The sequence below is a fragment of the Bifidobacterium pluvialisilvae genome (genome assembly GCF_019331695.1).
Classification (GTDB): domain Bacteria; phylum Actinomycetota; class Actinomycetes; order Actinomycetales; family Bifidobacteriaceae; genus Galliscardovia; species Galliscardovia pluvialisilvae.
Window position 1 is genome coordinate 1 of record NZ_JAHBBI010000007.1, and the last position, 19,904, is coordinate 19,904.

A 19,904-nucleotide genomic window follows, 5' to 3' on the forward strand; every position below is an offset into this window, starting at 1 on the left:
GAACAAGCCAACCCGAAAAGTCAAGCACCCCGCCGGATTAACACCCAAAACGTTAATCACACCCCGACACGCAAGACCGGAGAACACCTCACCACGGATTTAAGACCCACGTTTTGACCCTTAACCCAAAACGGCGGAAAGACACCACAAACCGGGAGCAACGGGGATATCGGCACGGAATCTCCGGGTGGAATGGCTGTTTTGGCTGGGGTTGACGAGTGAGATAGGAAGGCGATTGGCTGCCATCCCACATATAGGGAACGTTTATAAAAATTTGGGAGCAATGCGCATGCGCACGGTCCAATGGGTTGTACGATGAATATCGGCGATTGGTTCAGCGATGAAACCAATCCATAAACCGCATATAACTGAACGAACCCTGACCGAACACGTCCATGACGGGACGCGCCCGGCCGAGGCAAGACCAACCACTCAAAGGAGAACACGATGGTCTACAGGATGATTTTCAACCAGACGGCGTATTTCGGCCGCGGCGCGATCAAGGAGATTCCGGAGGTCGCCAAGAAGCACGGCTTCAAGAAGGCGTTCATCGTGACGGACCCGGTGCTGCTGGAGACCGGCACCGCCAAGAAGGTCACCGACGTGCTTGACGCGGCCGGCCTGCCGTACGAGGTGTTCGACAACGTCAAGCCGAACCCGCCGGTGGAGTGCATCCAGGACGGCGTGCTGCGCTTCAAGGCCTCGGGCGCGGACTTCCTCATCGGTCTGGGCGGCGGCTCGCCGCAGGACACGTGCAAGGGCATCGGCATCATCACCGCGAACCCGGAGTTCGGCGACGTGCTCTCCCTCGAGGGCGTGGCCGACACGAAGAACCCGAGCGTGCCGATCTTCGGTGTGCCCACCACCGCGGGCACCGCGTCGGAGACCACCATCAACTACGTGATCACCGACACGAAGAACAAGCGCAAGTTCGTGGCCGTCGACCCGCACGACATCCCGATCGTCGCGTTCGTGGACCCGGACCTGACCGACTCCATGCCGCGCGGCCTGAAGGTCGCCACGGGCCTCGACGCGCTGACGCACGCCATCGAGGGCTACATCACCCCGGGCGCGTGGAGCCTGTCGGACTGCCTGTCCATGCAGACCATCCGCATGATCGCGAAGAACCTCGCCAAGAGCGCCGACGGCGACGTGCCGGCCGGCGAGCAGATGGCGTACGCGAGCTACATCACGGGCATGGCGTACTCGAACGTCGGCCTGGGCCTGGTGCACGGCATGGCCCACCCGCTGGGCGGCCGCCTGGGCGTGGCGCACGGCGTGGCCAACGGCATCCTGCTGGCCCCGGTCATGGAGTACAACAAGGACTACACGGGCGAGAAGTTCCGCGACATCGCCGACGCGTTCGGTGTGGCCGACGCGTACACGGGCGATCTGGAGGCGGTGCGCGAGGAGGCCGTGCAGGCCGTGCACAAGCTGACCGTGGACCTGAAGAACCCGACGAAGATCTCCGAGGTGGGCGCCACCGAGGCCGACCTCGAGCCGCTCGCGCACGACGCGTTCAACGACGTGTGCACGCCGGGCAACCCGCGCAAGGCCACCGAGGAGGACATCCTCGCCATCTACAAGAGCCTCATGTGATCTGACTCCCTGTCATCCTGAGCCGGAGTCGCGGCACCCACTTTGTCATCCTGAGTGGAGTCGCGGCATCTGCTTCGTCATCCTGAGCGGAGTCCGTAAGGACGAAGTCGAAGGATCTTGTCCGCATTTTGGATTATGCGTCGAGATCCTTCGACTCGCTCCGCTCGCTCAGGATGACAGACAAGGGGAGCGTTTGCTCAGGCTGACCAAACATGGGGGAGTGTTTGCCTGGGATGGCAAAGTAGAGGGGCGATCGGTGGAAAGCCGATGGTGGTGGTCTGTGCTGCAGAGTGTCCAGCCACCCCCGGTCTCGACTTCGTCGAGCCAGCCCCCGTCAGCGGGGGCAAGCCAACTCGAACATCCCTTACTCGTGCTTCTCGTCGTACTCCTCGTCGGTGGGGGTCTCGTCGTAGAGCTCGTGCCCTTCCTTTTCGGCGAGTTCCATCTGCTCGTTGATCCACGCCGCCTCGGCCGGGTTGATGTCAGCCGTGTTCAGCACCTTCTGCCACACGGGATAGAACAGGTGCATCACCGGATACATGGCGGTGAACAGGATCTCCGGCTTGTGTTTGCGCCAATGCTGCGGATGCGCGTCGAACGTGTTCTTGAACCGTCGCATGTAGTTGCGGAACGAGCCCAGCGACGTGTCCATGCGGCGGGCGCTCATGCCGGCGATCATGCGCGGCGAGTACACGGTCTTCAGCCCCTTGCCGATGAGATGCAGCGACACGTCGATGTCCTCGTGCATCACGTCGGCCTTGTCGCGGCACACCTCGTCGGCTATTTGGCGCCATGCGGTGGCGCGGATGGCCATGTTCGAGCCGAACAGCAGCGGCTGGCTGCCGTCCGCACGGTAGATGCGTTTGCGGATGGAGTTGTCGCCTTTGAGGCCGAAGCGTCGCGACGGCATGTCGTAGTACATGACCGGGCCGGTGGCCCCCATGGCAGACGGGTCCTCGGTGAAGATGCCGGAGACGACCTCCACCCAGTCGGGCTTGATCATGCAGTCGGCGTCGAACCTGCCGAGGATGTCGCCGGTCGCATGGTTGAGGCCGTAGTTGCGGGTCGGAATCAGGCCCTGCTCATCGTTCTGGTCGAGAAGGATGACGTTGTCGTCGGGATGGTCCTCGATGAACCTCTTCACGATGGCGGCGGTGTTGTCGGTCGAACGGTTGTTGACCACGATCACTTCATGGGGGCGAACCGTCTGCCGGGTGGCGTTGAGCAGGCAGTCGGCGATTCTCTCTTCTTCATTCCATGCCGGAATCACAATCGAAACGGTAAGCACGTCTTCAGGATACGCGGGACCGGGGATTCGCACACCGTCCCCGTGCGTATCGGGACGAGGCGTTTGTCATCTCTCGCGTGAATAATGACGTCTATGAGTGAACGGCAGGATGAACGTTTCGATCTCGCGGCGGTGTTCCCCGGCAAGGGCGATCCCCGGCGGCCTCCCGAATGGTTCGGCCGTGGGCTGCTGTATACGGCGATCGCCGTGTTCGCCGCGTATTTCGTATGGACCACGTGGGACAAGGTCAGTTCGATCGTCCTGTACGTCGTCATCTCGATGTTCATCGCGCTGGCCGTGGAGCCGGTGGTCCGGTGGCTGGTCATCCACGGATGGCGTCGCGGCGTCGCCTCGGGCGTCACGCTCGTCTCGCTGGTCATCATCCTCGCCGGGCTGCTCACGCTGTTCGGCAACATGTTCGTGCAGCAGCTCGTCGGCATGGTCAAAAGCCTTCCCGGCCTGTACACGCAGATCGTCGACGTCATCGAACGGCAGTTCCATACGAAACTCGACCTGGAGGCGCTGGGCGCGGAGGTGTTCAAGAACCTCCAGACCAGCACCGTCACCAACTTCGCCAACCAGGCGCTGAGCACCACGTTCTCCCTGCTCAACGCGTTGCTCGGCATCATGACGGTGATGCTCGTGACGTACTACATCTCCGCGGCGTTCCCCGCCATGCGCCGAAGCCTGTGCCAGTGGATCGCGCCCAAGAGCCAGGAACGCTTCCTTGTGGTGTGGACGGTCGTCCAGGACCAGATCTCGAACTTCCTGTACAGCCGCATCATCCTCGCGGCGATCTCCAGCGTCTGCATGTCCATATTCATGATGAGCCTGAACATCCCGTACTGGCTGCCGCTGTCGGTGTTCTGCGGCCTGGTCTCGCAGTTCATCCCGACCGTGGGCACGTACATCGGCGGCGCGCTGCCGGTCGTCTCCGCGTGGGGCACCAACGGCGTCAAATACGCGCTGTTCGTGCTCGTCTACATCGTCGTCTACCAGCAGATCGAGAATCTGATCCTCTCGCCGGCCATCTCCCAGCGGACGATGGATCTCAACCCGGCCATCGCGTTCCTCGCCGTGCTGGCGCTCGGCTCGGTGTTCGGCGCGCTGGGCGCGTTCCTCGCGCTGCCGTTGACGGCCAGCTTCCAGGCCGTGTTCAAGGCGTACACGAAGCGGTACGAGCTCATCGACTCGCCGTTGCTGTCCGATCCGAAGCCGGTCAAGAAGTCGACGATGGTCAAGGGCGTGGAGGCGTTCAACGAGCATGTGGTCAAGCCGATGAGCGACCATATGCCGCGTGCGGCAAAGGGGTCGAGCGCGCGCGTGCGCACGCACGACGCCACGGTGAGCCGCGAACTCGATTACGCGCACAATCGTCTGGAGACCTACGCCACGAGCGAGGAGCTTGACGAATCGCAGACCGTGGCGATCCCGAAGAACTCCGTGACGCCGGCGTCCGGCGGCAAGCCCGACCTGAATCATGATGACGACGCCTCCGTCGTCGCCGATGTCGTCGCGGGGAACGACAATACCAACTCGAACGATACGACATCGTCGGACGATGCGACGTCGGACGATGCCGACGTCGCGGGGAACGAGACGACGTCCGATGACAAGACGACCGGCCGTAGTGCCAGGGAGGAGTGGCGCTAGATGGCCCTGCTTGCTTTCATCGACATATTGCTGGGTGTGGTGGGCACCGTCGGCATGGTCTACCAGGTGGTGTGCGTGCTGGCGTCGTTCACAGCCAAGCCCCGGAAATTCCCCGAGGCCCCACGGGACAAACGGTATGCCGTGCTGATTTCCGCCCGCAACGAGGAGCAGGTGGTCGGCAACCTCATCGACTGCATCCAGAACCAGACGTATCCGAGCGGGCTCATCGACATCTGGATGGTGGCCGACAACTGCACCGACGACACGGCCGGACTGGCGCGACGCAAGGGATGCCATGTGATCGAACGCTTCGACCAGACGCAGATCGGCAAAGGCTACGCCCTGACGTTCCTGCTCAACCGCATGATCGACTCGGGGGCGAGCAAACGGTACGATGCGTTCTTCGTGTTCGACGCCGACAACAAGCTCGACAGGGAGTACTTCGCGCAGATGAACAACGCGTTCCAGTCGGGCTTCAAGATCCTCACCAGCTTCCGCAACTCCGTGAACTTCGACGACAATTGGGTCTCCTCCGGCTCCGCCCTCTGGTTCGTGAGGGAGTCGAGGTTCCTCAACAACTCGCGCATGATCTTCGGCTCCAGCTGCCACGTGGGCGGCACCGGATTCATGTTCTCCAGGGAGATCATGGAACGCAACAGCGGATGGAAGTTCCACCTGCTCACCGAGGACCTGGAATTCACCATGGACTCCATCCTGCACGGCGACCGCATCGGCTACTGCGGCACCGCCATCCTCTACGACGAGCAGCCGGTGACGTTCAAGCAGAGCTGGCGGCAGCGCCTGCGCTGGTCCCGCGGCTTCCTGCAGGTGTTCCGCTACTACGGGCCGGCGCTGGTGCGACGCGCCATCAAGGAACGTGACTTCTCCTGCGTGGACCTGACGCTGCTCATCTGCCCGTTCACCGCGCTGTCGGTGATTCGCACCGTGCTGGCCGGCGTGTTCATCGCGCTCGGGTTCGTGTCGCTGCAGAGCCAGCTCGACTCCATGAACATGTGGATCGTCGGCGGCGTGGCATCTGTGCTCGGCATGATGCTGCTCGCGGCCATCACCTGCATCGCCGAACGCGACAAGATCGACGCCACGAACAAGGAGCTCGTGGCCTACTGCCTGAGCTTCCCCATCTACCTGCTCAGCTACATCCCCATCTCCTTCCAGGCCATGTTCTCCAAGCCGGGATGGAAGCCCATCGAGCACCGCGGTCACTGACGGCGGTAAGCTGGTTGGGCGACAACGCTTGACATCCGAACGAATCGAACGAAGCGAGGCAAGGCCGTGACCGAATCGGCAATCGACTCAGGGACCTCAATGGCGGCGAGGCCGTCCCGGCGCGCGGCGCGTCTGCAGCGGCGCCGGGTGGCGCGACGCAAATGGGTGGTGGCGGCCAGCGCCGTCATCACCGTGGCACTGGGACTCGGCTACGCGGTCGCCGACGCCTACGACATCGCGCCGGGGCCGCTGAGCCTGGAGCCGGCACGGACCGTGCGGTTCCCGCAGGCGGCGTCCGCCGTGGCCGCCAAGCCGCTGGTCGGCGCGGTCGGCGAGGGGAAGGGCATCGACACGGCCGGAGCCACGGCCCTGGTCGACAAATTCGCCAAAGCCAAGGGCGTCGGCAAGGACTTCTCCATCATCATCGCCGACGCGCAGGGCAAGCCGGTCGTGGAACGCAACCAGGGCGTCGCGCGCGAACCCGCCTCCACGATGAAGACCCTCACCGCGTTCGCCGCCACCGCCAGCCTCGACATGTCGTCCACCCTCGACACCGAGACCTATCTCGACGGCGACACCCTCGTGCTCAAAGGCAACGGCGACATGCTGCTCGGCGAAGGAACCGACGACGCACGGCACATCAACGGACGTGCCGGCGTGGCCACGCTGGCGCAGCGTACCGCCAAGGCGTTGAAGGCCAAGGGCGTCTCCACGGTGTCGGTGGCCTACGACGACTCGCTGTTCGGTTCCAAACGGTTCCCCGACACCATCGCCGAGAACAACGAGGGCAACGACATGCTCTACGCGGCGCCGATGTCGTCCATGGCCATCGACGAGGGACGCAACTGGAGCGGCACGACCAAGCCGTCCGACCCCGACGTCGAATCGGCGTTCCCCACGCGGTTCGCGGACTCCGCGGCGAAGACGGCCGAGACGTTCACGGCCCAGCTCAAACGGCAGGGCATCACCGTCAACGGCGGCATCGCCAAGGGCACGGCCCCCTCGGGCAAGCCCATCGCCTCGGTCAGCTCCGCCCGACTCAGCGAGATCATGGCCTTCATGCTCAGGAACTCCGACAACACGGAAGCCGAGCTGTTCGGCCGCCTCACCGCCCTGAAGACCGGCCAGGACAACTCGCCGGAAGGCGCCGCCGCCGCGGTGAAGGCCGCGCTGGAGAAAGCGGGCATCGACACGACGGGCATCCGCATCGCCGACTGCTCCGGGCTCTCCGCCGGATCCAGGCTCACCGCCACCACCCTCATGCAGGTGCAGGCCAAATACATCGAGACCGGCGACACCACCGCCCCGGCGAGCGAAGGCCTCGCGGTCAGCGGGCTTTCCGGCACCGCGGCGAAACGCAACATCGCCAGATCCGCCGCCGGGCTCGTGCGGCTCAAGACCGGCACGCTCGGCAGCGTGACCTCCATGACCGGCAACGTCTCCCGGACCTCGGGCGGTACCCTCGTGTTCGCCGTCATCGTCAACAATCCCGAGAACATGTGGGAAGCCATACTCGCGGTCGACGACCTCGTCGGCCACCTGCCGGAGCTGTGACATGACCTACACGCCCACACTGCGACAAGCCATCGGCGAGGTGCGCCGCAACCTTGAATCCATCGGCGTCACCCGACAGTCCCCACGCCTGCGCGAACACGGCGACCACACGCCCGAGCCCGACGCCCCGCTGGTACTCGTCGCATGCTCGGGCGGACGCGATTCGCTCGCCCTCGCATCCGTCGCCGCCACCGTATGCGGCACCCTCGGCGTACGCTGCGGCGCCGTGATCGTGGACCACGCCCTCATCGCCGGCTCGGCCAATGTGGCCGCAGAAGCCGCCGAACGCTGTCGCGGTTTCGGCATGGAGCCGGTCGTCGTGCGCCGCGTCGTCGTGCGCCCCACCGGAGCCGGCACCGAGGCGGACGCCCGCAGCGTGCGATACCAGGCGCTCATCGACGCCGCGAAAGCACACGGCGCCGCCACCGTGCTCCTCGCCCACACGCGTGACGACCAGGCCGAAACCGTGCTGCTCGGACTGCTGCGTACCGTGGGCCTCGACGCGCTCGCCGGCATGCCGGCGTCGATAACGCGCGACGGCGTGCTCTTCTCCCGCCCGTTCCTCGCCCTCACCCGCGCGCAGACCACGGAGATCTGCGAGAGCCGCGGCATCACCTGGTGGGATGATCCCACCAACGGCGACCTCGCCGACGAGGGAGGGCTCTCCACCGACCTGCCGCTGCGTTCCCGCATACGGCAGGCGCTCCTGCCGTACCTCGTTCATCTGACCGACGCGGACACCGTGGGCCATCTGGCCCGCAGCGCGCAGTTCGCCCAGCGGGACAAGGACTATCTGGATTCGCAGGCCGACCGGCTGTACCGTCGGTCCGTTACGTTCAACGACGATGACGGGAAGACCCGTGACGCGGGCCGTTCCGGGCACTGGCTGGCCCGCATCGACGCGCGCGAGCTGGCCGGGCAGCATCCGGCCATGCGAAGCCGCGTCATCGCACGCACGCTCGCCGCATGCGGCGCCGGCACGTCGTCGCGGCACGTCGACGCCATCGACGCGCTCGTCGCCGACTGGCACGGCCAGGGCGCCGTGCGTCTTTCCAGTTCGCATTCAGCGTTCCGTCAGGGTCACGTCATTCTCGTGTGCCATGATAGAGTGCATGAAAATCGCTGATATCCAGGACGACATCGCTGAGGAGCTCATCAGCAAAGAGCAGATCGATGCCAAGATACGAGAAGTGGCCGCCCAAGTGAGTCATGACTACGCCGGCAAGAACCCGTTGCTGGTGGCCGTGCTCAAGGGGGCCGTCAACACGCTGGCCGCGTTCTCACAGGCGCTGAGCATTCCCGTGACCATGGATTTCATGAGCCTTTCCAGCTACGGCTCGGGCACGGAATCCTCCGGCACCATCACCGTGCGCCAGGACCTGTCGACGGATGTTCGCGGTCGGCACATTCTGATCGTCGAGGATATCATCGACTCGGGCATCACGCTGCACTGGCTGATCGGCGAGCTGAAGCGGCGGGGGGCGGCCTCCGTCGAGGTCTTCGCGCTGCTGGAGAAGCCGGCACGCCATGAAGTGCACATCGACGTGAAATACAGGGGATACGAGATTCCCGACAAGTTCGTCGTCGGCTTCGGTCTCGACTATGACGAGCGCTACAGGAACCTCGATTCCATCGCGGTGTTGAATCCCAAGGTGTATCAAGGAGAACAGCAACAATGAGCTTCCCAGGGCCGAATCGCAACGATAACGGCAACCCGTTCAGGAATCCCGAAGGGGGACGAGGCAACGGCGACAAGAAGGGCAACGCCAACCGGGGCGGCAAGAACGGCAAGGGACAGCGTCCGTTCTGGCAGTCGCCGTGGATCTGGGCCACGCTGCTCGTGCTGCTCGCGGTCAGCGGATTCCAGATGTTCTCCATGGGCGGCACCCAGACCATCAACACGCAGGACGGTCTCGAACTGCTCAAGGACGGCTCCGCCAACTACGCCGAGATCACCGAAAGCAAGCAGACGGTGAAGCTGGAGCTCAAGGAGGACTTCCACAAGAAGGACCCCGACACCGGCAAGGACCGCAACTACGGCAAGAACGTGCAGTTCTACTATGTGTTCGCACAGGGCGGTCAGGTCTCGCAGGCGGTGCAGAAGGCCGACCTCTCCAAGGGCTGGACCTCCACCGTGCCGCAGACCAGCATCCTGACGTACCTGCTCACGTCGCTGCTGCCGTTCATCATCATCTTCGCGCTGTTCTGGTGGCTCATGAGCCGTATGCAGGGCGGCGCCGGCGGCGGCATGTTCGGCATGGGCGGCAAGAAGAGCGCCAAGCTGCTTGAAGGCGAGACCCCCGACACGAAGTTCGCCGACGTCGCCGGCGAGGACGAGGCGCTCGCCGAGGTCGAGGAGATCAAGGACTTCCTCAAGGACCCGTCGAAGTACAAGGCGCTGGGCGCCCGCATTCCGCGCGGCGTGCTGCTGTATGGCCCTCCCGGAACCGGTAAGACGCTGCTGGCGCGCGCCATCGCCGGCGAGGCGGGCGTGCCGTTCTACGCCATGGCGGGCTCCGACTTCGTGGAGATGTTCGTCGGCCTCGGCGCCTCCCGCGTCCGTGACCTGTTCGACGAGGCGAAGAAGAATGCCCCGGCCATCATCTTCATCGACGAGATCGACGCCGTCGGCCGCAAGCGCGGCTCCGGCATGGGCGGCGGCCACGACGAGCGCGAGCAGACGCTCAACCAGCTGCTCGTCGAGATGGACGGCTTCAACAACGACACCAACCTCATCATCATCGCCGCAACGAACCGTCCCGACGTGCTCGACCCAGCCCTGCTGCGCCCCGGCCGCTTCGACCGCCAGGTGGCCGTCGAGGCCCCGGACCTCGCGGGCCGCGAGGCCATCCTCAAGGTGCACGCCAAGGGCAAGCCGTTCGTGCCCGACGTCGACATGCACATGATCGCCGTGCGCACGCCCGGATTCACCGGCGCCGACCTGGCCAACGTGCTCAACGAGGCCGCCCTGTTGTGCGCCCGCGCCGGCGCCCAGCTCATCGACAACCGCGCCATCGACGAGGCCATCGACCGTGTGATGAGCGGCCCGCGCCGCCGTTCCACCGGCATGGCGCTCGACGAGCTGCGCAACACCGCCTACCATGAGGGCGGCCACGCGCTCGTCGCCGCCGCGCTGCACAACACCGACCCCGTGACCAAGGTGACTATTCTGCCGCGAGGCCGCGCCCTCGGCTACACGGCCGTCATGCCCACGCAGGACCGCTACTCGCAGTCCCGCAACGAGCTGCTCGACCAGATGGCCTACGCCATGGGTGGCCGCACCGCCGAGGAGGTCGTGTTCCACGATCCCACCACCGGCGCCTCCAACGACATCGAGAAGGCGACGAACATCGCCCGCAAGATGGTCGTTGAATTCGGTTTCTCCTCGCAGCTCGGCGCCATCAAATGGGCGTCCGACGACGACCAGACCACGGTGATGGACGGCCTGAGCCCGCGCAAGTACTCCGACCGCACCGCGCAGATCATCGACGACGAGGTGCTCAAGCTCGTCGAGACCGCGCACACCGAGGCATGGAACGTCATCAACGAGAACCGCGACGTGCTCGACGAACTCGTGCGCCAGCTGCTCGTCAAGGAGACGCTGAACGAGAAGGAGCTCGCCGTCATCTTCTCCAAGGTGCGCAAGGCCCCGGTGCGCGAGGTGTGGCTGTCGAACGACCGCCGCCCCGACTCCGACCTGCCTCCCGTGCCGATTCCCGAATCGCTGAAGAGGAGCATGGCCCAGGCCACCGCGGCCACGCAGCCCAGCCAGCCGAACCAGAACGGAGGAGCCACCGCCTGATGGCAGCATACGATGAGGAAGGCGTGCGCCGGGCCGTACGCCTCTACCTGAAATCCATTGGCGAGGATCCCGACCGCGAAGGCCTGCTCGACACCCCGGACCGCATCGCCCGCGCCTCGCGCGAGATCTTCGCCGGACTCCAGCAGGACCCCAAGGATGTGCTGTCCGCACGGTTCCGCGTGGACACCGAGGAGATGGTGCTCGTACGAGACATCGAACTCTATTCGGTGTGCGAGCATCACCTGCTCCCGTTCCACGGCGTGGCCCACGTGGGCTACATCCCCTCCAAGGAGGGCGTGACCGGGCTGAGCAAGCTCGCCCGACTCGTCGAGGTGTACGCGCGGCGCCCGCAGGTGCAGGAACGGCTCACCCAGCAGATAGCCGACGCGCTCATGGAGCACGTGGACGCCCGCGGCGTCATCGTCGTCACCGAATGCGAGCACCTGTGCATGTCGATGCGTGGCATCAAGAAGTCGCAGGCGCGCACGGTCACGTCCGCGGTGCGCGGCGTGCTCAGGAACCCCGCCACCCGCGCCGAGGCCATGAGCCTCATCTTCTCCCAGCACTGACGTGGAGACGCGGATGCGTTCGTGGGGAAGATCCTTCGACTCCGTCGCTTCGCGACTCCGCTCAGGATGACAGAGGGAGGGGGCTCCGCACGTCATCCTGGGCGAGTGTTCACCCGCAACTGTCATCCTGAGCGAGCGAAGCGAGTCGAAGGATCCTCCCGCCATCAGACAGCTCCCCGGCAAGGGGAGCTTTTGCACATTACGAGAAAACAGATCACAAGAAGGCACGGCATGAGTGAATCAACCGATTTCAAGGCATTGCATGACTCCGACCGCACGCTCGTCATGGGCGTGCTCAACATCACCGAGGACTCGTTCTCGGACGGCGGACTGTGGCTCGACCCCGACAAGGCCCGCCGGCACGGTGCCGACATGATGGACGACGGTGCCGACATCATCGACATCGGCGCCGAATCCACGCGCCCCGGCGCCAAACGCGTCAGCGAATACGACGAGATGGCCCGCGTCACCGGCGCCGTCAAGGCGCTCATCGCCCATCCCGGCGCCGTGCTCTCCATCGACACCACGCGCGCGTCCGTCGCCTCAGCGGCCCTCGCCGAAGGTGCGCAGATCATCAACGACGTCTCCGGAGGCCGCCTCGACAAGGAGCTGCCGCACGTCGTCGCCGACCACGACTGCCTGTACATCGTGCAGCACTGGCGCGGCTGGCTCGCCGGCTCCCACGACGGAACGGCCCCCGACGCCGACACCTCCCACTACGAGCACGGCGTGCTTCACGACGTACGCGACGAACTCATGCGCCAGGTCGACGACGTCATCGCCGCCGGCGTCAAACCCGAACGCATCATCATCGACCCCGGCCTCGGCTTCTCCAAGCCCGGCATCGAACACAACCTGCCGCTGCTCGCCGGCCTTGACGCCTTCAAGGTAACCGGATACCCCGTGCTCATCGGCCAATCCCGCAAGCGCTTCATCGGCGCCATGCTCGCCGAGGCCGGCATCGACGAGCCGACCATGGCCGACAAGGACGACGTCACCGCCGCCCTTTCCGCCCTCTGCGCCGAACACGGCGCATGGGCCGTGCGCGTCCACGACGTCCGCCGTTCCGTCGCCGCCGTCAAGGCGGGCGAACTCTGGAGGCGGTACGCCGCCGCCTAAGCGGCCCGACCGCCCGCCGACCACCCGCTTAGGCCATTCGTCCCCCATCCCGACCCCACCAAAGGAACCAAACCATGGACTCCATCCGACTCACCGGCGTCCGCGCCGAAGCCACGCACGGCGTCCTCGACTTCGAACATGTCGAACCACAGCCGTTCGTCGTCGACGCCACCATGTTCCTCGACCTTGCCGAGGCCGGCGCATCCGACGACCTCACCGCAACGGTCGACTACGGGCAGATCGCCAAACGCATCGTCAACGTCATCGAAGGCGAACACGTCGACCTCATCGAACGGCTCGCCACCAAAATCGCCGACTCCATCCTGCTGTCGCATCGCATCCAACGCGTCATCGTGACCGTACACAAGCCCAACGCCCCCATCAAGGTGCCGTTCGGCGACGTCAGCGTGACCATCGAACGCGCCCGCGACCCCGAACCCGGTGAGACCACGCTTGCGGCGCAGATCGGCGCGGCCGCCTCCGGCAACACGGACGTCGCAACGGCGAACGGTGCAACGACGAGCGCCGCCGCCGACGCGGCGTCGAACCCCACAGCGTCGAACCCCGTCCACACCGCCATCGTGGCCATGGGCGGCAACATCGGCGACGTCGAACAGACGCTGCGCGCCGCCGTCGTCGCCATCGACGGCGTGCCCGGCAACCAGGTCAACGGCATCTCGCCGCTCTACCGCACCGCCGCATGGGGCATGGAGCCGGGCACGCCCGACTTCCTCAACGCCGCCGTCGAACTCACCACCACGCTCGACGCCGAAACGCTGCTCAACGCCCTCCAGACCATCGAATCGGCCCATGGACGCTCACGCGAGGTCCACTGGGGCTCCCGACCGCTCGACCTCGACATCATCGACTTCGACGGCGAGACCCGCGACGACCCGCACCTGACCCTGCCGCATCCGCGCGCCTGGCAACGAGCCTTCGTGCTCGCCCCCTGGGCTGATCTCGAACCCGAGGCAAGACTCGCCGGCCCCCACGGCGGTCCGATCGCCGAACTGCTCGCCAGCACCCCGGACCACGACGCCATCGAACGCGTCTCCGACAGCTGGATACTCGGCGGCTCCGTCGACTGACCCCAAGGAGCATGGCATGAAAATGAGACGCACCCCATGGTGGCAGTACGTGGTGGCCATCGTCCTCGGCACCCTCTGCGGCGCCACCCTGGTGAAGGCGACCGAACACAGCGCCTACACGCTCATCGGCGCGCCATGGCTCGTCTCGCTGCTGCTCGCCATGCTCGGCACGCTCGTGTTCGTCATGTCGTGGCAGGTGCATAAATACGTCAAAGGCGAATTCAAGGCCATGAACATGGACCGCGCCGTCAACACCCTGCTGCTGGCGAAATCGCTCGGCGTCGCGGGAGCGGCGCTCGCCGGATGGTATGGCGGCCAGCTGATCATGAGCCTCGGCCATCTCGAAGCGGAATTCTACAGCGACGCCGCGCTCGAATGCGGCGTCGCCACCGTGATCTGCCTCATCGACATGGTCATCGGCATCGTGGGGGAGCACTGGTGCCAGCTGCCGCCCAAGGACGGTCCCGAACATCCCAAGACCAAGGAGGCGGAACGCCGCCGCGGTCTGGCGCCGGCCGCGGGAACCCCCGCCGGCGCCGCCACCGGCACGGCAGGTACGACGGCCGGCGCCGCCGAACGGTCGCGTTCGACGCACGGTCCGAAAACGCGCAAACGGTCCGTATGATGATCATGCCTCCCATTGTGTGCCACAATGGGAGGCATGACACGTTATGATCTACGCACCGTCCCCGACGGGCGCGACATCGCCTTGAGGGCCGTTGACGACGACGGCCGCATGCGCGTCGTGCACGTCTACGGGGAGGACGAGCAATACCCATTGGCCTCGGACAGGTACTATACGAATCTTCCCAACCTGTTCCTCGACATCCTTGACATCCTCGACGGCAACACGCCACGTTTCGAAGAAGGGCGGGACGCGGACGACGCCTTCGACGACGGCAAATCCATCAGTCTGAAGAACCTCACGATACGCGCCTCCCACGCGGCGGCGGACGGCTCCGGCAACGCACGCCGGTTCAAGGACGCACGGTCGCTGTGGGCGCTGATGAGCAACCACGTGAACGTCGGCGTCAAACGGCCCGACGACGAGCCCATCGTGGACGTACGTCGCAATCGCAACTGGAAGAAAAGCCAGCCGCTGCGCAACGTGCCGGCCGACCCGGGCGCATGGTTCCTCTCCAGCGTGTACTCCCGCTCGAACCCGCGCAAGAACCCGGTGATCATCTACCGCGGCATCGACGTCATCTTCGACGCGCTGCTCGCCGAACTCGACGAGACAGCGGCGCCCGACATCGCCCGCGCGCGCGACGCCATCACCGTGAACCTCGACTATCCCACCTATGCGGAGATCGCGGGCGCGCTCGGCGACTCCAACATGCTCGTCTTCCACAACGACCAATCGCTCGCCGACTGGATCCGCGAGCAGGCCAAGGCGCAGGACATCGTCTTCCCCGATACGCCGGCGCAGGTGATGGTCAACCCCGACCCCGCAATCGACGAGGACGACCCGAGATATCTTCCCGCCGATTCGACGATGACGATGGCGCACCTCGCCAACGTCATCGCCCCGCGCGACTGACGGGCGCGGGAACTACGTTCCGCCTCTCCCATCGTCCTGAGTGAGGCGCCGTTTTTCCACTGCCATCTGGGGGCGTCTTTCCCACTGTCATCTAGGGGCGGGGAGCGGGGCAGTTTTCCCCTGTCATCCTGAGCGCAGTCGCGTAGCGACGGAGTCGAAGGATCTTTCCCAGCCAGTCCGGAGAAGATCCTTCGACTCGGCTGCGCCTCGCTCAGGATGACAATGAGGGTGCCCCGCTCAGGATGACAGGGAGGGTGCCCCTCAGGATGACAGGGAGGGGGCCAGCGCGCGCCCCGCTCGGGATGACAGCAACGGCGGAACGTTATGCGACCGTGTTTACTCCCCGGCCTCCTCCGGGTTCGGCACGCGCACCATGGCCTCCTGGCTCATCGCCGCCACCAGCGTGCCGTCCTGCGCATACACCTTCGCATAGCTCAGGCCGCGGCCATGAGCCGCGGTCGGCGTATCCTGCACATACAGATGCCATTCGTTGACGTCGATGTCGCGATACCACCACATCGAATGGTCGAGCGTGGCGAACGAGATGCCCGGTGTCATGAAGCTCAGGCCGGCGCGGCGGATGATCGGCTCCATCATGATCTGGTCGCATCCGCACGCCAGAATCGCACGGTGGCACAGCTGAGGCAGATCCACATGGCCGTCGGCGCGCATCCATACCATCTGACGGCCGTCGTCGCGCCGCGACGCCGTCTCATCGCTGCCGAGCATCACCGGCGCGTTCACATGACGGATGTCGAACGGCGACTTGGTCACGTAATAGTTCGCGAACTGCGAATGCTGGGCGTACGGCTCCATCAGCTCCTTCGCACTGGTCAGCGACTCGGGGTCGGGAACGTCGGACGGCATCGGATCGGAGAACTCCACGCCCTCCTGACCACGCTTCTGGAAGCTGGCGATGGCCGTGAGGATCGGTCCCTTCGACTGCGTGGCGTTCACACGACGGGCCGAGAACGACCGGCCGTCGCGCAGGTTCTCCACGTCGAACAATACGTCCTGGCGAATGTCGCCGGCGGCGATGAAATACGCGTGGATGGAATGCGGCAGACGGTCCTCGGAGACCGTGCGCGCCGCCGCGACCACCGACTGCGCGATGACCTGTCCGCCGTAGACGCGGCCGGTGGGGAAGTACAGGCTTTCCCCGCGGATGTACGTGTGGTTGCGGTACGGAGAAGGTTCACCCAGCCGCAGCACCTTGATGAGATGGTTGAGCGGTTTCTGGTCGTCCGTGGTCATGAATCCCTCGCTTGTCATGTTGTCATGCAGTGTTGCCATGCAATGGTCGACGGCGTCTGCGGCATCGAAGCGCCGGCGTCGTTTTGCGTTCCGAAATGCAGTCTATCCGTGGCGCGTAAAGAACATGAGGACCGTTTTGTAACAAGTTCGTGAGGTAGATGAACAGCAAATGACGATGTGGCGGCTGGCGTCGGGGAGGCTGGCGGTGCGCGGGCTGGCGATGTGGCGGCTGGCGTCGGGTCGTATGGCGGCAGGTTGGGTGGTGGCGGGTTGGCTGGTGATGTGCGGAATGACGGCGGGCCGGCGGATGGCGGGGCGGATGACGGCGACCGGCTGTTCGCCGCGTGGCCGTGGCAATGACGGAGGATGCTACGGAGGGTGTGACGACGGGCGCATGATGGCCGCGACGGCGGGTGCGCGTTCGCATATCGGAGTCGGCATGATGCGTTTCCGCGGGTATGCCGTGCCGGTGTGCCATGCGCGCCGGTATCTCGTTTCCGCCGGGGCCCCGTTTGACGATGGACCGCGTCGCATATCCGCAGTTGCGCAACGTAATCCATGGAAATCCGATGATTGCCGATGGAACGGGACGCATATCGTCCGATGTGCGGCGCTGTCCATCGCAATTCGACGGGTCGACGTTTACGACCGTTGAAATCATGCGGTTTTCTTGATCCATCCGTTACCGTCGCGATGGACCATGCTGCATAATCGCGGATTTGCATCGTAATCCATGGGAAAATCGTGGATTTCGATGGATTGCGTTGCTTTTCGTCGGATTCGCGACGTGGTCCATGACAAACCGACGGTCATCGATGAATTCGATGGATTACGTTGCGGAATCGCGAAGATGACATGCGGTCCATCGACGTCATCCCCATGCGAGAACAACGACCTCCCAAGCGCCAGATCAACGACATCTGATTGACGACGTCAAATCAGCGACGTCAAATCAGCGACGTCAAATCAGCGACGTCAAATCAGCGACGTCAAATCAGCGACGTCAAATCAACGACGTCAAATCAACGACGCCGGGTCGACGACCTCGGAACAACGACGGCGCAACGAATCACCGTCGCGTCTTTCTTGGAATACGGCACAGCTTCCGCAACGGCTGCGCTGCGACGTGGAAGTCCACGGGCACGCCGTGGCCGACCAGCAGCCTCGCCACGCGGAACGCGAACAACGCCCGTGAGTCGTCGTCACGCAGCGCATCCGCGGTGACGACGAACACGATCCAGCCGTCCAAACGCAGCCGTTCGCGCTTTTCCCGATCCCGCCGCCACTGCCGTTTGTCCGTACGATGATGGTCGCCGTCGTATTCCACCGCCACGCGCGCACTGGGCCACGCCATATCCAACGTCATCTCCGCACCCGAACGGAACGTCATCCCCGGCACGACGTAATTCGTTTCCGGGCAGGGGACGCCATGACGTACCAATACGAGTCTGCACATCGTCTCCTGCGGGGAACGCACGTCCATCCGCGCCAATTGCAGGGCCATGCGGCAGAACAGTTTGCCGGCGAACGACGACGAACGTTCGAGAAAGTCATGCAGCCGGCGCAACGGGTCGTCATGACCGTCCATCATCATACGGAGGACGATGGCGTCGGTGAGCGCGACGAACCGCGCCAGATCGACGAACCGGGCCATCTGCGCCCACGTGTGCATGAGGTCCAGCGTGTAGACGGTGGGTGTCAGTTGGACCTGCGCGTTGCCGTCGAACTCGGCCCATACGTGGGCGACCATGGTCGTTGAGTTCATCCGTCGACCGCGGATGCTGGCGACGGAATGCAGTTTCGTCGTATCGAGCGAGCATTCCTCGGGAACCGGAACCATATGGAGTTCCAATGCGGTGGTGAGGCCGAACAAGATATGACGGTCGGCCCGTTGCGTCTCGTCGATGCATCGTCGCAGGGTGTCGCGGCATCTGGCGGCGAGATCGTCGCTCATGGAGGTCGGCGGATTGGCCTGGTTCGGTTGCGTGGTGCGTTGTGCTGCCTGCTTCGGCCTGGTGGTGTGTTGCTGGTTTGTGTGTCGGAGTTGGTCTGTGTGCTGCCGGTGGTTGGCGTGCTGCTGGCTGTGTTGTTGGCTGTGCTGCTTGTGATTCGGATTGCGCATGGTCGTCCCCCTGACGGAAATGCTGGCGTCGATGTCGCGGTTCGGTATCGGTTGCCTTCACGCTAACGGAAAACGGCGGTTCGGAGGGGTGAAAACGGAAAATGTGGATAACTTGCCTGTGGACGATGTGCCTGTGGATGATGTGCCTGCGGAAAACCGTCTGATTTCATCTTGGGGAACGCGACCGTGCGTCCCGCCGGCGTCGATCCGGATTCGTTTGTGACGACGTCGGGGATGAGGCGCCGCGATGATCGCCTATCCTGGCCGGGCCTTGCGATGATGCGGTTCTTGTGCACAGCCGGCAGGGGCATTTGAGAAGTCGCGATGGATTGCGTCTCGTTTCGTCGGTTTTGCGTCGTGTTCCTTGGATGTTCGATGATTTGCGATGGATTGCGTTGTGATTTGGCGAATATGCGGCGTAGTCCATCGCAATTCAGACGGCCGACGTTGAGGACCGTTGGAATCATGCGGTTTTGTGAATCCGTCCGTTACCGTTGCGATGGACCATGCTGCATAATTGCGGATTTGCGGTCCGGTCCACTGAAGAACGGTGTTTTTCGATGGATTGGAGTGCGTTTTGACCATTTCGTGGTCCGGTCCATCGTGATTCGACCGGGTGGTTTTCGGGACCGTTGGAATCATGCGGTTTTTGGAATACGTTCGACGACGTCGGGATGGACTGCACTGCATAATCGCGGATTTGCATCGTAATCCATGGGGAATTCGTGGATTTCGATGGATTGGACCGCGAATCGGGAAGAATGCGGTCGAATCCATCGGGGAAGGGGCTCGTGATGAATCGGACTACAAATCGGCGAGAGGGTGACCGAATCCATCGGAAGGGGAGTTGGGGACGGCCGACATTTATCGGGGATTGGCGGGACCGCTGGAATCATCTGGGATGGGGGCTTTACTGGAGGGGGCGTCATGTGCATCCGGAGGATAGCCGTCGTCTGCGGCCGGATGCGCGCGGTCGTTGGGATGGCAGTGACGGAACTGCCGCCCCGACCACCGATAACGGGTCGGATGAATGCGCGCGGTCGTTGGGATGACGGCTTGGTGGTCGTCCCTGCATGTGGGATATGTCGT

At 64.3% G+C, this 19,904-nt stretch carries 14 protein-coding genes and 1 pseudogene; 12 read left to right on the top strand and 3 right to left on the bottom strand.

Going from position 1 to position 19,904, the window contains the following annotated elements; all coding sequences use genetic code 11:
- Positions 1-447 precede the first annotated feature (447 nt).
- On the top strand, positions 448-1,599 hold the full coding sequence (gene fucO / locus KIH77_RS06625) for a lactaldehyde reductase (protein ID WP_219100267.1): 1,152 nt from the start codon (positions 448-450) through the stop codon (positions 1,597-1,599).
- Positions 1,600-1,963: 364 nt separating this feature from the next.
- Here the strand turns inward: fucO and KIH77_RS06630 are convergent, their stop codons facing one another.
- Entirely contained in the window at positions 1,964-2,887 is a 924-nt protein-coding gene (locus KIH77_RS06630; RefSeq protein ID WP_219100268.1) for a glycosyltransferase family 2 protein, read from the bottom strand.
- Positions 2,888-2,980: 93 nt separating this feature from the next.
- Here KIH77_RS06630 and KIH77_RS06635 point away from each other — a divergent pair, with 93 nt between their 5' ends.
- From KIH77_RS06635 to KIH77_RS06685, 11 genes and pseudogenes are all read left to right on the top strand, one after another.
- A complete protein-coding gene (locus KIH77_RS06635) occupies positions 2,981-4,540 on the top strand; it encodes an AI-2E family transporter (RefSeq protein ID WP_219100269.1) in 1,560 nt (519 codons plus the stop codon).
- On the top strand, positions 4,541-5,767 hold the full coding sequence (locus KIH77_RS06640; protein WP_219100270.1) for a glycosyltransferase family 2 protein: 1,227 nt from the start codon (positions 4,541-4,543) through the stop codon (positions 5,765-5,767).
- A gap of 99 nt (positions 5,768-5,866) precedes the next feature.
- Positions 5,867-7,321, top strand: a complete 1,455-nt coding sequence (gene dacB / locus KIH77_RS06645) for a D-alanyl-D-alanine carboxypeptidase/D-alanyl-D-alanine endopeptidase (RefSeq protein ID WP_219100271.1) — start codon at positions 5,867-5,869, stop codon at positions 7,319-7,321.
- Between the two features lies 1 nt (position 7,322).
- The gene (gene tilS / locus KIH77_RS06650) at positions 7,323-8,447 is read left to right on the top strand and encodes a tRNA lysidine(34) synthetase TilS (RefSeq protein WP_219100272.1); all 1,125 of its coding nucleotides are present in this window, start codon (positions 7,323-7,325) and stop codon (positions 8,445-8,447) included.
- Positions 8,434-9,000 (top strand): hypoxanthine phosphoribosyltransferase, encoded by a 567-nt coding sequence (hpt, locus tag KIH77_RS06655; RefSeq protein WP_219100273.1) that lies wholly within the window; start codon positions 8,434-8,436, stop codon positions 8,998-9,000. Before tilS ends, hpt begins: the two co-directional genes overlap by 14 nt.
- Positions 8,997-11,123, top strand: coding sequence for an ATP-dependent zinc metalloprotease FtsH (gene ftsH, locus KIH77_RS06660; RefSeq protein ID WP_219100275.1), 2,127 nt, complete (start codon positions 8,997-8,999; stop codon positions 11,121-11,123). The genes hpt and ftsH overlap by 4 nt, the downstream gene beginning before the upstream one ends.
- Positions 11,123-11,692 (top strand): GTP cyclohydrolase I FolE, encoded by a 570-nt coding sequence (gene folE, locus KIH77_RS06665; RefSeq protein WP_219100277.1) that lies wholly within the window; start codon positions 11,123-11,125, stop codon positions 11,690-11,692. Before ftsH ends, folE begins: the two co-directional genes overlap by 1 nt.
- 231 nt (positions 11,693-11,923) lie before the next feature.
- Entirely contained in the window at positions 11,924-12,811 is an 888-nt protein-coding gene (gene folP, locus KIH77_RS06670) for a dihydropteroate synthase (protein ID WP_219100279.1), read from the top strand.
- A 74-nt stretch (positions 12,812-12,885) separates the two neighbouring features.
- Positions 12,886-13,887: pseudogene (gene folK, locus KIH77_RS06675) on the top strand (2-amino-4-hydroxy-6-hydroxymethyldihydropteridine diphosphokinase); the annotation flags it as partial.
- 28 nt (positions 13,888-13,915) lie between these two features.
- Positions 13,916-14,524, top strand: a complete 609-nt coding sequence (locus KIH77_RS06680; protein ID WP_219100283.1) for a DUF3180 domain-containing protein — start codon at positions 13,916-13,918, stop codon at positions 14,522-14,524.
- Positions 14,525-14,560: 36 nt separating this feature from the next.
- Positions 14,561-15,439: a hypothetical protein gene (locus KIH77_RS06685; protein ID WP_219100285.1), complete on the top strand. Its 879-nt coding sequence runs from the start codon at positions 14,561-14,563 to the stop codon at positions 15,437-15,439.
- 336 nt (positions 15,440-15,775) lie between these two features.
- Here the strand turns inward: KIH77_RS06685 and KIH77_RS06690 are convergent, their stop codons facing one another.
- Both KIH77_RS06690 and KIH77_RS06695 read right to left on the bottom strand, forming a co-directional pair.
- Positions 15,776-16,693 (bottom strand): acyl-CoA thioesterase, encoded by a 918-nt coding sequence (locus tag KIH77_RS06690; protein WP_219100497.1) that lies wholly within the window; start codon positions 16,691-16,693, stop codon positions 15,776-15,778.
- A gap of 1,069 nt (positions 16,694-17,762) precedes the next feature.
- Positions 17,763-18,647 (bottom strand): putative endonuclease domain-containing protein, encoded by an 885-nt coding sequence (locus KIH77_RS06695; protein ID WP_219100287.1) that lies wholly within the window; start codon positions 18,645-18,647, stop codon positions 17,763-17,765.
- Between the last annotated feature and the right edge of the window lie 1,257 nt (positions 18,648-19,904).

What these genes read in the sequence shown, in the direction of transcription:
- fucO (WP_219100267.1), top strand. Translation starts at nt 448, where the DNA reads ATGGTCTACAGGATGATTTTCAACCAGACGGCGTATTTCGGCCGCGGC.
- dacB (WP_219100271.1), top strand. Translation starts at nt 5,867, where the DNA reads ATGGCGGCGAGGCCGTCCCGGCGCGCGGCGCGTCTGCAGCGGCGCCGG.
- folP (WP_219100279.1), top strand. Translation starts at nt 11,924, where the DNA reads ATGAGTGAATCAACCGATTTCAAGGCATTGCATGACTCCGACCGCACG.
- KIH77_RS06695 (WP_219100287.1), bottom strand. Translation starts at nt 18,647, where the DNA reads ATGAGCGACGATCTCGCCGCCAGATGCCGCGACACCCTGCGACGATGC.
- folE (WP_219100277.1), top strand. Translation starts at nt 11,123, where the DNA reads ATGGCAGCATACGATGAGGAAGGCGTGCGCCGGGCCGTACGCCTCTAC.
- KIH77_RS06640 (WP_219100270.1), top strand. Translation starts at nt 4,541, where the DNA reads ATGGCCCTGCTTGCTTTCATCGACATATTGCTGGGTGTGGTGGGCACC.
- KIH77_RS06635 (WP_219100269.1), top strand. Translation starts at nt 2,981, where the DNA reads ATGAGTGAACGGCAGGATGAACGTTTCGATCTCGCGGCGGTGTTCCCC.
- ftsH (WP_219100275.1), top strand. Translation starts at nt 8,997, where the DNA reads ATGAGCTTCCCAGGGCCGAATCGCAACGATAACGGCAACCCGTTCAGG.
- KIH77_RS06680 (WP_219100283.1), top strand. Translation starts at nt 13,916, where the DNA reads ATGAAAATGAGACGCACCCCATGGTGGCAGTACGTGGTGGCCATCGTC.
- hpt (WP_219100273.1), top strand. Translation starts at nt 8,434, where the DNA reads ATGAAAATCGCTGATATCCAGGACGACATCGCTGAGGAGCTCATCAGC.
- KIH77_RS06685 (WP_219100285.1), top strand. Translation starts at nt 14,561, where the DNA reads ATGACACGTTATGATCTACGCACCGTCCCCGACGGGCGCGACATCGCC.
- KIH77_RS06690 (WP_219100497.1), bottom strand. Translation starts at nt 16,693, where the DNA reads ATGACCACGGACGACCAGAAACCGCTCAACCATCTCATCAAGGTGCTG.
- tilS (WP_219100272.1), top strand. Translation starts at nt 7,323, where the DNA reads ATGACCTACACGCCCACACTGCGACAAGCCATCGGCGAGGTGCGCCGC.